Raw genomic sequence first — 12,990 nt, 5'->3', positions numbered from 1 at the left:
CGTTTCAACCGTCGGTTCGATCCCGCTCAGGCTGAGCTTGTCGAAGCCCCCGGCGGGCGTGGCGCTGGCCCCACATCCTTCGACAGGCTCAGGATGAGCGGAGTGGGAGGGCTTGGGACGGCTAACCCGCAACATCAGCCATTCGGCGCCCCCCATGCCGCAAAAGCAGGCGCCGTCTCCTTCCGCCCGTTTCAACCGTCGGTTCGATCCCGCTCAGGCTGAGCTTGTCGAAGCCCCCGGCGGGCGTGGCGCTGGCCCCACATCCTTCGACAGGCTCAGGATGAGCGGAGTGGGAGGGGATGATGCAGACAACCCGGCTTCGCAGCCACCCCGGCGTCCTGAGGCGCGTGCCGGAACCGGAAAGCCATTCGGGATGGCACCGCCTTCGTATCAGCCCCGCCCGTCCACCGCCTGACGGCCGATCGCCGGATCGTCGGTGAAGAACGAGTCGATCCCCAGCGCCAGATAGCGACGGATTTCCGCAATGGAGCCCGCCGGATTGCGCGCGGTCGGCCCGGCCGCATTCCGCAGGTCGGTGGGCAGGAAATAATTCTCCGGACGGAACGTCCAGGTCGAAACCAGCAGCCCGGCGGCATGAGCGCGCTCGACAAGCCCGGTCCCCTGCGGCAGCAGCTTCCCGTCCTTGTCCCGCCCCAGCAGCGCGATGTTGTAGGGCGAAACCCAGTCCGCATACGTCGCCATCTCGGCCAGACCGGCATCGCTGTGCATCTCGTCGAACGTGGGGCCCGAACCCTTGGCCACGCCATCGGCTGGACGCATCGTGCCCGGCATCGTCAATTGCAGAAGCTGGACATTGCCCAGCCCGTCCAGACGCGGCCGCAGCCACTTGAGATTGGCGATCTCGAAGCTCTGCACGATCACCGGCGCGGACTGGAGATAGGCGCTGGCATGAATCCGGTCGAGAAAGCGCTGCTCCAGCGGCAGCCCGATCCCGGCAAAATAGGTCGAGTGCTTGAGTTCGGGAATCACCCCGATCACCCGCCCGCGCGCGGCGGACTCGGCGGCGACGAAATCGGCGATCTCCTCGAACGTCACGACCTGAAACTTGCCGTCGAAGGACCGGCTTTCCGGCCGCAGCGGGCCCAGCCGCTCCTTCGCGCGCAGGGTCTTGATCTCCGCCAGCGTGAAATCCTCGGTGAACCAGCCGGTCACCTGCTCGCCATCGACAGTCTTGGTCGCCTTGCGCGCGGCGAACTCGGGCCGCGCGGATACGTCGGTGGTCTCGGCTATGTTGTTCTCATGCCGGGCGATCAGCACACCGTCCCTGGTGCTGACCAGATCGGGCTCGATGAAGTCCGCCCCGTCGGCAATCGCCTTGGCATAAGAACCCAGCGTATGCTCGGGCCGCCATGCCGAAGCGCCGCGGTGCCCGATCACCAACGCCTTGGCCGGACGCCCTTTCACGGGCGCCGCCAGAACGTCCGGCGCGAAGCCCGCGGCCAGCCCGACGCCCAATCCGGTACCGACCAGCGAACGGCGAGACATGCGGCTGTCGATCATCGGCGAGTGTCCTTGGCTAGCGTTTCCCGAGGCCGGGCTAGGCCTTGGGAATGACAAATTTAGGTCAGAAGGGGTTGGAAGAAGAAGAAAAAGGAAGTCCTGGGGGATGATCCCCCAGACCCGCATCGTGTCCACGTCGCGCGCGCAGAACTGTCGTCCGCCCCCTGCTGCCGAAGGCCATACATGTCTCCCGACGCCGCCATGGGCGCGCAACGCTGTCGGTCCGCGTGACCTAGACGGTAATGGGGGTGCAGGGGGGCCATGCTCCCCTGCTTTTCTTCTTGTTCTTCCAAAAGGAAAACGGCCCTCCAGCACAAAGCCGGAGAGCCGTCTCTCGGTGATCCTGTCAGCCTACCTTACTGGCAGGCAAGGCACTCGTCGTAGTCCGTCGTCTCGCCGATCTCGAACTTGGGTGCTTCGGGCGTATTGTCCGCCTCGACGCCGCCCGAGCCTGCGAAGCCCGCGCGCTGCACCGACTTCGAGCGCAGGTAGTAGAGCGACTTGATGCCCTTCTCCCACGCCTGGAAGTGCAGCATCATCAGGTCCCACTTGTCCACGTCCGCCGGGATGAACAGGTTCAGCGACTGTGCCTGATCGATATAGGGCGTACGGTCGGCCGCGAATTCGAGCAGCCAGCGCTGGTCGATTTCGAAGCTGGTCTTGTAGATCGCCTTTTCCTCGGGGCTGAGGAAGTCGAGCTGCTGGACCGAGCCGCCGTGTTCGAGAATCGAGTTCCACACATTGGTGGAGTCCTTCGACTTCGAGGCCAGCAGCTTCTGCAGGTAAGGGTTCTTCACCACGAAGCTGCCCGAGAGCGTCTTGTGGGTGTAGATGTTCGCCGGGATCGGCTCGATGCAGGCCGAAGTGCCGCCGCAGATGATCGAGATCGACGCGGTGGGCGCGATCGCCATCTTGCAGCTGAAGCGCTGCATCACGCCCATGTCGGCAGCATCCGGGCAGGCGCCGCGTTCTTGGGCCAGCAGCAGCGAGGCTTCGTCCGCCTTGGCGGCGATGTGCTGGAACATCTGCATGTTCAGCGCCTTGGCCATCGCGCTTTCGAAGGCGATGCCGCGCTTCTGGAGGTACGAGTGGAAGCCCATCACGCCCATGCCGACCGAACGCTCACGCGCGGCGGAGTAGCGGGCACGGGCCATCTCGTCCGGCGCGCGGTCGATGTAGTCCTGCAGCACGTTGTCGAGGAAGCGCAGCACGTCTTCGACGAAGCGCTTCTCGCCCTTCCACTCTTCCCAGGTTTCGAGGTTGAGCGAGGAGAGGCAGCACACGGCCGTACGGTCGTTGCCGAGGTGGTCGCGGCCGGTGGGCAGCGTGATTTCCGAGCAGAGGTTCGAGGTCGAAACCTTGAGGCCGAGATCGCGGTGATGCTTGGGCATCGTGCGGTTCACGGTGTCGGAGAACACCAGATAGGGCTCACCGGTGGCGAGGCGGACCTCCACCAGCTTCTGGAACAGCGAGCGGGCGTGGACAGTGCCGCGCACCGAACCGTCCTTGGGGCTGCGCAGATCGAAGTCCGTGCCGTCGCGGACGGCTTCCATGAACTCGTCGGTCAGCAGCACGCCGTGGTGCAGGTTCAGCGCCTTGCGGTTGAAGTCGCCCGAAGTCTTGCGGATTTCGAGGAACTCCTCGATCTCCGGGTGCGAAACGTCGAGATAGCAGGCGGCCGAACCTCGGCGCAGCGAACCCTGCGAGATCGCGAGGGTCAGCGAGTCCATCACGCGCACGAAGGGAATGATGCCGCTGGTCTTGCCGTTGAGGCCGACCGGCTCACCGATGCCGCGCACGTTGCCCCAGTAAGTGCCGATGCCGCCGCCGCGCGAGGCGAGCCAGACGTTCTCGGTCCAGGTGGCCAGAATGCCTTCGAGGCTATCGTCCACCGAGTTCAGGTAGCACGAGATGGGCAGGCCGCGGCCGGTGCCGCCGTTCGAGAGAACGGGGGTGGCGGGCATGAACCACAGCTTCGAGATGTAGTCGTAGATGCGCTGGGCGTGATCCTGATCGTCCGAATAGGCATCGGCCACGCGGGCGAACAGGTCCTGATACTTCTCACCCGGCAGCAGGTAGCGATCGTCCAGCGTTTCCTTGCCGAAATCGGTCAGCAGCGCATCGCGCGCATCGTCGGTGACGATGGTGAAGCGGCGCGCGTTGATCGTCTTCGAATCGCTGACGCGCGGCGCGGCGACGGCCGTGGTGGCCGCTGCGAGGAGAGCGTCGGCCACCAGTGCTGCCGAAGCGGTATCGGTCTTATCCATGGCGATTGCCGGGCTCACGCCCGCCTCCTTTTCGTGTTTCGTGACCCTGTTCGCTTTTGGCGTCTTCGGGGCAGTCTTATTGGCAGCAGCCTTGTTGGCGGCAGTCTGGGCGGGTGCCTTTCCGGCACTGCCGCCCGTCATATCGAAACTGGTCAATTCAAAGCCGGGCATTTCCACCTGGCCGTCTTGCATCACATCGGAGCTGTTCACTTCAGCGTCGCTTCCGTTCCTGAAATCCACGTTTGCCCCCCGGTTGCTTCAAAATCGGCGTCATCGAAGCGCCATATGGCGCGTTCACAAATTCACATCGGAGCCGACCGCATCATCCGTGCGAGTCGCCGGGACGAGGGATCGAACCGGCTAGCACGGGCAGCACAAAAAGAGAACAAAATTCCCTGACCGACCCCGGCGCGAATAGTCCTGAAAACGTTGCACCGGGCCTGGAATCATTCCAACCGACCCCCCGCCGGTCCAGGAACGATATACCTAGGTCTAGATGCCCCGCGACCGACGCGCCACAACCCATAGTGCCCTTTCTGGTTTCCAACGCAAGTGGGGGGTTCGGTGCCCAAGGTCAATTGCGGAGCGGGGGTTTACATCGCGCTAGCCATCGCGACGCGTGGGAACTCCTTCATCGGCCATTCCCGCAAGGGTCAATCGGGCCCGTGGACACAAAAATTTTTCCACATAAAACGGCGACGAAGCGAATCGCATTTGCGACGAAATGAAGGCCCGCAAAACGGCTTTTCCAGACTGTCTAGGGACTTGGCGCGGGTTTTCCCCGTCTACTCGGTCCGCTCTGACTCGCGGGCTTCCCGCCGCCCCTCTCGCTGCGCTTCGACGGTGCCGGATCGCACTTTGCCGAATGACGGCTTGCAACCGCTCTGCCATCGGACATTCCTACGCTTTGGAAATCGCGATTCTTCGAGGACATTCAATTTCATGATCAACCTGATCGGCGCCATCTTCAGCGGCTTTATCATCGGCGTGCTGGCGCGCTGGCTCTACCCCGGCTTTGTGGACATGAGCTGGGTCGCGACGATTCTGCTCGGTATCGGGGGTTCTTTCGCCGCCGGGCTCATCACCACGCGCGGCGAACCCGGCTTCCAGCGCGCCGGCTGCCTGGCCTCGGTACTGGGCGCGATGGCGCTGATCTACATCGGCCGCGCGCTGCATATCGGGATGTGAGGAGGGCGCCCCTAGCCCCGACCTGTCCAAATGGAAATCCGTCGCCCCCGCGAAGGCGGGGGCCCCGCTTCCTTTTCGCCACGCCGCCAGAACAAGCGGGATCCCCGCCTTCGCGGGGATGACGGGTCAGTATGGAAGGTTTGCTTTCAGGCGCACGGCCTCACGGCACCAGCACGGTGTCATGCGGCGCCTCTTTCGTCACCGGATAATCCAGCGTGAAGTGCAGCCCCCGGCTCTCGTGCCGGTGCAGCGCCGAACGCACGATCAGTTCCGCCGTCTGAAGCAGGTTGCGCAGCTCGATCAGGTCGGTCGCGACGCGGAAGTGGCGGTAGTATTCCTCCACCTCGCCATTGAGCATCTGGATGCGGTGCATGGCGCGTTCCAGCCGCTTGGTGGTGCGCACGATGCCCACGTAGTTCCACATGAAGCGGCGGATCTCGGTCCAGTTCTGCTTGATGACGACTTCCTCGTCCGAGTCGGTCACGCGGCTTTCGTCCCATGGCCGAACCGGCGGCGGCGCGTCGAACGCGTCCCAGTGGTCAAGGATATGCGCCGCGCAGGATTCGCCGAAAACGAAGCATTCGAGCAGCGAGTTCGAGGCAAGCCGATTGGCCCCATGCAGCCCGCTCTCGGTGCATTCGCCCGCCGCATAGAGGCCGGGCAGATCGGTCTTGCCGTCCAGATCGATGAGAATGCCGCCGCAGGTATAGTGCTGCGCGGGCACCACCGGGATCGGCTCGCGCGTCATGTCGATGCCAAGGCCCAGCAGCTTCTCGTAGATGTTCGGGAAGTGCTCCTTCACGAACGCCTCGGGCTGGTGGCTGATATCGAGATGGACGTAATCGAGGCCGAAGCGCTTGATCTCCGAGTCGATGGCGCGGGCAACGATGTCGCGCGGGGCCAGTTCGAGCCGCTCCGGATCGTAGTATTCCATGAAGCGCTTGCCGGTGCGCGGGTTGATCAGCCGCCCGCCCTCACCGCGCACGGCCTCAGTGATGAGGAAGTTCTTGACGTCGAGGTTGTAGAGGCAGGTCGGGTGGAACTGCATCATCTCCATGTTGGAGACGCGCGCGCCCGCCCGCCAGGCCATCGCGATGCCGTCCCCCGTGGCGCCGCTGGGCGCGGTCGAGAACTGGTAGACGCGGCCCGCGCCGCCGGTGGCGAGGATCGTGGCACGCGCGGTATGCGCCTCCACCCGGCCGGTCTTCTCATCGAGCGCGTAGACGCCCCAGACCCGGCCCGATCCCGAATAGCGCAGCTCGTGCCGCCCGGTGATGAGGTCGATGCACGACTGGCCGGGCAGCAGGGTGATGTTGGGATTGTCCTCCGCCGCCTTCAGCAGCGCGCTCTGCACCGCCCAGCCGGTGGCATCGGCGACATGGACGATACGGCGGTGCGAGTGACCACCCTCGCGCGTCAGATGAAGCGCGTTGCCCTCCATGTTGAACGGCACGCCCAGTTCGATCAGCCGCTCGATCGCGTGGGGTGCGCGCTCGATCACGAATTCCACGGTCTCGCCCCGGTTCAAACCGGCGCCCGCGATCATGGTGTCGCGCACATGCTCCTCGAACGTGTCGCCGGCGTCGAGAACGGCGGCAATGCCGCCTTGCGCCCACGCGGTCGACCCGCCGGTAAGGCTGCCCTTGGCAAGGACGAGAACCTTCAGCTTTTCGGCCAGCGCCAGCGCGGCGGTCAGGCCGGCGGCGCCGGATCCGACGACGATGACGTCATAAGCAGGAGCGGCGACAGAATCCGTGGTCATGCCGGCTCCATGCCGAGACTATGCAGTATGCGCAATAATTAGCTTTGCATTCGTGCTTGCCCGGCAATCATGTTGCAGTGCAGCACGAAACGGCGCGATCAGGCCGCCTGCGTGGAACTCGTCAGGCTGACGAAGACGTCCTCAAGGTCCGCCTCGCGCGTGGTCACGTCGACGATGGTGAAGCCCTGCGCCTGCACGGCCGAGAGTATCTCACCGGCATTGGCGCGGTCCTTGTCGTAGGTGATCTGGAGCACGCGCTCGCCCGCCTTCTCGCACTTCACGAAGCCGGGGTGGCTGGGCAGTTCGGTCATGTCGCGGTCGAGCGTGAGCACGATGATCTTCTCGCGCGCCATGCCGACCAGTTCGCGCGTCGGCTTGTTGGCGATCAGTTCGCCGTGGTTGATGATGGCGATGCGGTCGCACAGTTCCTCGGCCTCTTCGAGGTAGTGCGTGGTCAGCACAATGGTCGCACCTTCGTGGTTGAGCTCGGTGACGAGTTCCCAGAGCTGGCGACGAAGCTCCACGTCCACGCCCGCGGTCGGCTCGTCCAGCACCAGCACCGGCGGCTGATGGACCAATGCCTTGGCGATCAGCAGGCGGCGCTTCATGCCGCCAGACAGGGTGCGGGCATAGGCATCGCGCTTGTCCATCAGGTGGACGGCGCGCAGCAGGTCCTCGCTGCGGCGCAGGGCCTTGGCGACGCCGTAGAGCCCGGCCTGATTCTCCAGCACTTCGAACGGCGTGAAGAAGGGATCGAAGACGATCTCCTGCGGCACGATGCCGATCGAGCGCTTGGCATTGCGCTGGTGCTTGTCGATGTCGAAGCCCCAGATATCGATGGTGCCCGAAGTCTTGCGGACCAGCCCGGCCATGATGTTGATCAGCGTGGACTTGCCCGCGCCATTGGGGCCCAGCAGGCCGAAGATGCCGCCCTCAGGCACATCGAACGACACGCCTTTCAGCGCCAGCTTGCCCTCTCCGCTGCCGGCGGGGGCGTAACGCTTCTTGAGATCGCGGATGGAGATGGCGGCGCTGCTGCTGCTGGTCATGCGCAGCATGTGGGACAGGATCGCCTGCCAGTAAAGGGCGCGCAGACGCCTCTCCGATCCAATTGCGCGACAATTGCCCGATTGACCTGCACGCTCCGGACAAATACGATCCAATGTATATCACAAATGCAGACGACTCCGATCTGCACCGCGACAGGAGAGCGAAGCCATGGCCACGGCAACTCTGGACACCGAACCCGACTATTTCACCGACCACGCGGTGCTGCTGGACCCTTACGACTATTTCGAACGCCTGCGCGCCCACGGCCCGGTCTGCCGCATGCCGGGCCGTGATATCCTGCTTGTCACCGGTTTTGCCGAGGCGCTCGAAGTGCTGCTGGACGCACGCGATTTCTCCTCCTGGCTCAATCCCGATCCGCTGACGCCGCTGCCCTTCCCGGTCGAGAGCGAAGATATCGCGGCCCAGCTGGCCAGCCATCCCAGCACCGAGATGGAATTGCTGGTGTCCTACGACGGTGACCGCCATGCCGCCGCGCGGGCCCTGCTCAATCCGCTGTTCGTGCCGTCGCGCCTCAAGGCGAACGCCGCCTTCATGCGCAGCTATGCGCAGGACATGGTGCAGGAGATCCTGGCTCGCGGAAGCTGCGAACTGGTGGGCGAAGTGGCCACGCCCTTCGTCACCATGGTCATTGCCGACCTGCTGGGCGTGCCCGCCGAAGATCGCGAGGCGTTCCGCGCCCTGATCGACGCCGCACCGCCGCCGGGCAACATGGATGCCGGCAATGACGGCCAGTCGATCCATCCCCTGCTGGCGATGGCGGGCTATTTCGCCCGCTACGTGGCCGAACGCCGCGCCCAGCCGCGCGACGACGTGATGACCGAGATGGCGCTGGCCACTTACCCCGACGGCTCGACGCCGGAAGCCATGGAAGTGGTCAAGTCCGCGATGTTCCTGTTCGCGGCCGGGCAGGATACGAGCGCGAAACTGATCGGCAATGCACTGCGGCGGCTTGCCGAGGACCAGCCGCTCCAGCAGCTCCTGCGCGAGGATCCCGCGGAGATCGGGCCGTTTCTGGAAGAAGTGCTGCGCCTCGAAGGTTCGACCAAGGCGACCTTCCGCATCGCCGCCCGCCGCACCAAGATCGGCGACGTGGACGTGGCGCCCGGCCAGCGCATCGTCGTGTCGCTATCGGCCGCCAACCGCGATCCGCGCCGCTGGGAAGATCCCACCGCTTTCGTGATCGGCCGCCCGCGCATCAAGGAACACCTCGCCTTCGGACGCGGCGCGCATACTTGCGCCGGGGCGCAGCTTGCCCGCGCGGAAGTGGCGGTCCTGCTCGAATGCCTGCTCGCCGCGACGCAGGCGATCACGCTGGATGAGGCCCACCACGGCCCCGCCGACGCACGCCGGGTGGAATACGAGCCGAGCTACATCATTCGCGGGCTGGCCGATCTACATCTGAAATTGGCGTAAGGGGGATGGGGCCGGGTGTCGTTTCATCCGGCCTCATCCCGGCCAGACGACGTCGCCCCATAAAGCTTCGTCGCCCCCGCGAAGGCGGGGGCCCCGCTGCCTTGCGTCCAGCCCGAAGATAAGCGGGGTCCCCGCCTTCGCGGGGACGACGAGGGTTGGTGATGCGAACGTGGAGGATGTGAAGGAAGGGCTGTCGCAGCTTCGGAAGCCTGCCCTTTCGTCATTGCGAGCGTAGCGAAGCAATGACGAAGATGAAGAGGCGCCCCTTCAAACCCCGTCGGTGCGGCTATCGTAGAACGCGCGACTCGCCTCGATCGACGGGCGATTGGAAACCGCCCAGGCCCCCAGCGCCTTGACCGGATCCGCCAGCGAGCGGCCGAGATCGCTCAGCGCATATTCGACGCGCACCGGAACGCTGGCGTGGACGGTCCGCACCACCAGCCCGTCACGCTCCAGCGCCCGCAGGGTGCGAGAGAGCATCTGCTGCGAAATGCCCTCGATCCCGCGCTTCAGCTCGTTGAAATGGCGATTGCCCTCCAGCAGCGTCATCACCACGAGCATCGACCACTTGTCGCCGACACGCGCGAGAATGTCGCCGACCATGCGGCAACTGCGGGCCGAATGGACGGCTTCGACGACAGGCTCGATTGCCTCGGCGGGCTCAAGGGTAGTCAGCTTCACGTTACCTGGTCCTGAAAAAATGCGCTCTTGGCGGGCGTCGCAGTGCAACATAGCTATACCCAGTCATTTTTCCAGACCGCCTATCCCAACTGAGGTACTCCCCCATGAAGCTTCTCCATCTCGATTCCAGCATCCTTGGCGAAAATTCGGTCAGCCGCGCCGTCTCCGCCGCCATCGTCGCCACGCTCACGCAGGCCGATTCCTCGCTGGAGGTCAGCTATCACGACCTCGCCGCAGAGGCGCTGCCGCACCTGACGCTCGACGTGCTCGGCAATCCCGACGGCACGCCCGAACTGGCCGAGTTCCTGGCCGCCGACGTGATCGTGATCGGCGCCGGCATGTACAACTTCACCATCCCCAGCCAGCTCAAGGCCTGGTTCGACCGCGTGCTCGTGGCCGGCAAGACCTTCCAGTACACCGCCGAGGGTCCGCAGGGTCTGGCCGGCGACAAGAAGGTCTACGTGGCCCTGTCGCGCGGCGGTTTCTACGGTGAAGGCCAGCCCGGCGCCGCTGTCGAGCATGCCGAAAGCTACCTGCGCGCCGTGCTCGGTTTCGTGGGCATCACCAACCCCGTGTTCGTGCTGGCCGAAGGCATCGCCGTTGACGCCGAAACCCGCGAAAAGGCGGTTGCGGGCGCCCTCGCCGAAGCCGGTGCGCTGGCCGTTCCGGCCTGATAGCTGAACTTCATGCCACCGGGCGCGCGGTTTCCCGCATGCCCGGTGCGCATTTGACCGCTGGAAATTCTTCCAGAGGCTTGGTAATCGGCCGGTCCATGAGCACGCAGCCCGAAACCGTCATCACCGATTCCCACCGCGTTTCCTGCGACGGGGCCACCGACATCCGCTCGAACGGGACCTACAAGGCCTCCGCGCTGGGCCATCCGCGCGTCTGGCTGGAGATCGACGAGAAGGGCTATGTCGAATGCGGCTATTGCGATCGCCGCTTCGTCCTGAAGGACGGCCCGGCCGACCAGCAGGCCGCCTGACCGTTTCGTTTTACCGGGTCGGACAATGGGTCCGCCCGGTACCTTTCCCCGTTTCCTGACCCCGCCTCTTTCGTCTCTTTCATTGCCTCCTGCCGGGCGCACCCTATATCCCGGTGCATGACCGGCCTCGACCCACGTTCGCTCCTCTACCGCCAGCTTTCGCCCGAAGAGGCCCAGGCACTCGCCCGCGAGACCCTGCAACGCTGCGAGGACGGCGAACTCTACATGCAGTTCATGGCGACCGAGGCCTTCGGCTTCGATGACGGACGCCTCAAGACCGCCGACTATTCGCGCGATGCCGGCTTCGGCCTGCGCGGGGTGACGGGCGAGATGACCGGCTTCGCCCATGCCAACGAGATTTCCGCCGCCGCCATCCGCCGCGCCGGCGAGACGCTGCAATTGCTCGATCCCGCCACCGGCCAGCGCCCCGGCCCGCCGCCGCGCAGCAACCGCCACCTCTATACCGATGCCTCGCCGCTCGACCTCGTGCCGTTCGAGGACAAAGTGCGCCTGCTGGAACAGATCGACGCCGCCGCCCGCGCGCGCGATCCGCGCGTCTCGCAAGTCAGCGCCAGCCTGACCGGCCAGTGGTCGGTGATCGAGATCGTGCGGCCCGACGGCTTCATCGCCACCGATGTACGCCCGCTGGTCCGCCTCTCGGTCTCGATCGTCGCGGAAAGCAACGGTCGGCGCGAGACCGGCTCATTCGGCATGGGCGGCCGCCACCTTTACGACACGCTGTTCGATCCCGCGAACTGGAACCGCGCCATCGACATCGCGCTGGGGCAGGCGCTGGTGAACCTGGAAAGCATCGATGCCCCGGCGGGCGAGATGACCGTTCTGCTCGCGCCCGGCTGGCCCGGCGTGATCCTGCACGAAGCCGTCGGCCACGGCCTTGAGGGCGATTTCAACCGCAAGGGCACCTCCGCCTTCTCCGGCCGCATCGGTGAGCGCGTGGCGGCGCCGGGCGTAACGGTAATCGACGATGGTTCCATCGCCGACCGGCGCGGCTCGCTCTCGATCGACGACGAGGGCACGCCCACGCAGGAAACCGTGCTGATCGAGGACGGCATCCTCAAGGGCTACATGCAGGACCGCATGAACGCGCGGCTCATGGGCACCACCTCCACCGGCAACGGCCGGCGCGAGAACTATGCCTATGCCCCGCAAGTCCGCATGACCAACACCTTCATGAAATCCGGCAACGACGATCCCGCCGAACTGCTGGCGCGAATGAAGAACGGCATCTTCGTGAAGTCGATGGGCGGCGGCCAGGTCGATATCGTCTCGGGCAAGTTCGTGTTCTCGTGCAACGAGGCCTACAAGGTGGAGAACGGCAAGCTGGGCGCCGCGATCAAGGGCGCCACGCTGATCGGAGACGGCCCCACCGTGCTCACCCGCGTCACCGGCATCGGCAACGACCTTGAACTCGATCGCGGCGTGGGCATCTGCGGCAAGGGCGGTCAGAGCGTTCCGGCGGGCGTGGGCCAGCCGACACTGCTGGTCGAAGGCATCACCGTGGGCGGCACGGCCTGACGGCGAACCGCCCCCTACGTACGACGGTCATTGAGGGTTAAGCCTGTCCGTGGCATTGTTTTCACAAGGGCGGGCTATGTGGAAGGTAAGACCATGACATTGAAACATGTCGTTGCAGCCGCGTTGATGACGGCCACCCTCGTTGGCGCACCTGCCGCCGTTTCCGCCCGGCCGAAGCTGACCGGCGAGGAACAGCTCGCCAAGGCCCTCACCGGGCGCGAGGCGGGCAAGCCGGTGACCTGCATTCCGCTGAACCAGTCGAACGACACTCAGGTGATCGACAAGACCGCGATCGTCTACCGCATCGGCGGCACGCTCTATGTCAATCGGCCGACCAACGCCGACAAGCTCGATTCGGACAATATCCTCGTCACCCGGCTGTCTTCCAGCCAGCTCTGCCGGCTCGACACGATCCAGCTTCGCGACCGCACGAGCGGCATGTGGAACGGTTTCGTGGGGCTGCAGGACTTCGTACCCTATACCCGCGTCAAGCAGCCGGCGCCGGCCCCCGCCCCCGCCCCGGCGACCAACTGAGCGATTACCAGCGTCCCCTGAGGAAGGCGGCC

The 12,990-nt window shown here is 65.1% G+C and carries 12 protein-coding genes; 7 read left to right on the top strand and 5 right to left on the bottom strand.

Annotated features, from left to right (window positions below; all coding sequences use genetic code 11):
• Positions 1-390 precede the first annotated feature (390 nt).
• On the bottom strand, positions 391-1,521 hold the full coding sequence (locus tag EDF56_RS18365; RefSeq protein WP_132390110.1) for a glycerophosphodiester phosphodiesterase: 1,131 nt from the start codon (positions 1,519-1,521) through the stop codon (positions 391-393).
• A gap of 356 nt (positions 1,522-1,877) precedes the next feature.
• Complete coding sequence (locus EDF56_RS18360; protein ID WP_243652706.1) at positions 1,878-3,788, bottom strand: ribonucleoside-diphosphate reductase subunit alpha; 1,911 nt, start codon at positions 3,786-3,788, stop codon at positions 1,878-1,880.
• Positions 3,789-3,821: 33 nt separating this feature from the next.
• Between EDF56_RS18360 and EDF56_RS26015 the strand changes: the two genes are divergently transcribed.
• Both EDF56_RS26015 and EDF56_RS18355 read left to right on the top strand, forming a co-directional pair.
• Positions 3,822-4,187 carry a hypothetical protein gene (locus EDF56_RS26015; RefSeq protein ID WP_165912230.1) on the top strand — a complete coding sequence of 122 codons (366 nt, stop codon included), beginning with the start codon at positions 3,822-3,824 and terminating at the stop codon, positions 4,185-4,187.
• A gap of 543 nt (positions 4,188-4,730) precedes the next feature.
• Complete coding sequence (locus tag EDF56_RS18355; protein WP_132390107.1) at positions 4,731-4,976, top strand: GlsB/YeaQ/YmgE family stress response membrane protein; 246 nt, start codon at positions 4,731-4,733, stop codon at positions 4,974-4,976.
• A 160-nt stretch (positions 4,977-5,136) separates the two neighbouring features.
• On the opposite strand, the gene nadB is transcribed toward EDF56_RS18355, so the two are convergent.
• The gene (gene nadB / locus EDF56_RS18345) at positions 5,137-6,738 is read right to left on the bottom strand and encodes an L-aspartate oxidase (RefSeq protein WP_132390103.1); all 1,602 of its coding nucleotides are present in this window, start codon (positions 6,736-6,738) and stop codon (positions 5,137-5,139) included.
• 98 nt (positions 6,739-6,836) lie between these two features.
• Positions 6,837-7,787 (bottom strand): ABC transporter ATP-binding protein, encoded by a 951-nt coding sequence (locus EDF56_RS18340; RefSeq protein WP_132390604.1) that lies wholly within the window; start codon positions 7,785-7,787, stop codon positions 6,837-6,839.
• A 169-nt stretch (positions 7,788-7,956) separates the two neighbouring features.
• Here EDF56_RS18340 and EDF56_RS18335 point away from each other — a divergent pair, with 169 nt between their 5' ends.
• Complete coding sequence (locus EDF56_RS18335) at positions 7,957-9,222, top strand: cytochrome P450 (protein WP_132390101.1); 1,266 nt, start codon at positions 7,957-7,959, stop codon at positions 9,220-9,222.
• Positions 9,223-9,489: 267 nt separating this feature from the next.
• On the opposite strand, the gene EDF56_RS18330 is transcribed toward EDF56_RS18335, so the two are convergent.
• A complete protein-coding gene (locus EDF56_RS18330) occupies positions 9,490-9,903 on the bottom strand; it encodes a helix-turn-helix domain-containing protein (RefSeq protein WP_243652680.1) in 414 nt (137 codons plus the stop codon).
• Between the two features lie 104 nt (positions 9,904-10,007).
• Between EDF56_RS18330 and EDF56_RS18325 the strand changes: the two genes are divergently transcribed.
• The 4 genes from EDF56_RS18325 to EDF56_RS18310 all read left to right on the top strand — a co-directional run bounded on the left by EDF56_RS18325 (position 10,008) and on the right by EDF56_RS18310 (position 12,958).
• Entirely contained in the window at positions 10,008-10,577 is a 570-nt protein-coding gene (locus tag EDF56_RS18325; protein ID WP_132390098.1) for an NAD(P)H-dependent oxidoreductase, read from the top strand.
• A gap of 98 nt (positions 10,578-10,675) precedes the next feature.
• On the top strand, positions 10,676-10,888 hold the full coding sequence (locus EDF56_RS18320) for a zinc-finger domain-containing protein (RefSeq protein ID WP_132390095.1): 213 nt from the start codon (positions 10,676-10,678) through the stop codon (positions 10,886-10,888).
• 117 nt (positions 10,889-11,005) lie between these two features.
• Positions 11,006-12,424 (top strand): metalloprotease TldD, encoded by a 1,419-nt coding sequence (tldD, locus tag EDF56_RS18315; protein ID WP_132390093.1) that lies wholly within the window; start codon positions 11,006-11,008, stop codon positions 12,422-12,424.
• Positions 12,425-12,550: 126 nt separating this feature from the next.
• Positions 12,551-12,958: a hypothetical protein gene (locus EDF56_RS18310; protein WP_243652679.1), complete on the top strand. Its 408-nt coding sequence runs from the start codon at positions 12,551-12,553 to the stop codon at positions 12,956-12,958.
• The last annotated feature ends 32 nt before the right edge of the window (positions 12,959-12,990 follow it).

The sequence above is a fragment of the Novosphingobium sp. PhB165 genome (assembly GCF_004341845.1).
Lineage (GTDB): Bacteria > Pseudomonadota > Alphaproteobacteria > Sphingomonadales > Sphingomonadaceae > Novosphingobium.
This window is presented reverse-complemented; position numbering and strand designations above follow the sequence as displayed.

What these genes read in the sequence shown, in the direction of transcription:
- EDF56_RS18365 (WP_132390110.1), bottom strand. Translation starts at nt 1,521, where the DNA reads ATGATCGACAGCCGCATGTCTCGCCGTTCGCTGGTCGGTACCGGATTG.
- EDF56_RS18360 (WP_243652706.1), bottom strand. Translation starts at nt 3,788, where the DNA reads ATGGATAAGACCGATACCGCTTCGGCAGCACTGGTGGCCGACGCTCTC.
- EDF56_RS18355 (WP_132390107.1), top strand. Translation starts at nt 4,731, where the DNA reads ATGATCAACCTGATCGGCGCCATCTTCAGCGGCTTTATCATCGGCGTG.
- nadB (WP_132390103.1), bottom strand. Translation starts at nt 6,738, where the DNA reads ATGACCACGGATTCTGTCGCCGCTCCTGCTTATGACGTCATCGTCGTC.
- EDF56_RS18340 (WP_132390604.1), bottom strand. Translation starts at nt 7,787, where the DNA reads ATGACCAGCAGCAGCAGCGCCGCCATCTCCATCCGCGATCTCAAGAAG.
- EDF56_RS18335 (WP_132390101.1), top strand. Translation starts at nt 7,957, where the DNA reads ATGGCCACGGCAACTCTGGACACCGAACCCGACTATTTCACCGACCAC.
- EDF56_RS18325 (WP_132390098.1), top strand. Translation starts at nt 10,008, where the DNA reads ATGAAGCTTCTCCATCTCGATTCCAGCATCCTTGGCGAAAATTCGGTC.
- EDF56_RS18320 (WP_132390095.1), top strand. Translation starts at nt 10,676, where the DNA reads ATGAGCACGCAGCCCGAAACCGTCATCACCGATTCCCACCGCGTTTCC.
- tldD (WP_132390093.1), top strand. Translation starts at nt 11,006, where the DNA reads ATGACCGGCCTCGACCCACGTTCGCTCCTCTACCGCCAGCTTTCGCCC.
- EDF56_RS18310 (WP_243652679.1), top strand. Translation starts at nt 12,551, where the DNA reads ATGACGGCCACCCTCGTTGGCGCACCTGCCGCCGTTTCCGCCCGGCCG.